This window comes from Bartonella sp. AP58NXGY, assembly GCF_042195785.1.
Classification (GTDB): domain Bacteria; phylum Pseudomonadota; class Alphaproteobacteria; order Rhizobiales; family Rhizobiaceae; genus Bartonella.
This window is the reverse complement of the sequence record NZ_JBHIOY010000137.1, coordinates 1-292: the sequence shown is the minus strand read 5'-3', so window position 1 is coordinate 292 and position 292 is coordinate 1. Positions and strand designations below refer to the sequence as shown.

At 39.4% G+C, this 292-nt stretch carries 1 pseudogene; it reads left to right on the top strand.

From position 1 onward, the window contains the following. Positions 1-70: 70 nt before the first annotated feature. A pseudogene (locus ACFINC_RS10005) lies at positions 71-292 on the top strand (sn-glycerol-3-phosphate ABC transporter substrate-binding protein); the annotation flags it as partial.

Here is a 292-nt window from a genome sequence, read left to right as displayed (position 1 = left end):
CATGTTCATGTGTAATACTATAATAAATTCAGGGGTAGTTTGTATTCCATCACTTCAGAAAGGGTGAACCATGAGTCGTTTTTATCTTTTCATAGCGGCTACGGTTGCTATTATAATATCTTTAGCAGGAATAACAGCGAGTTTTGCGCAGACCAAAATCAGCTTTTGGCATTCTATGAGTGGTGAGTTAGGCAAGCAAACAGAAAGTCTCATTAACGACTTTAATGCGAGTCAATCTGAGTACAAAGTTGTGCCTTCATTTCGCGGTGAGTATGAAGAAGGTTTGGTCGCA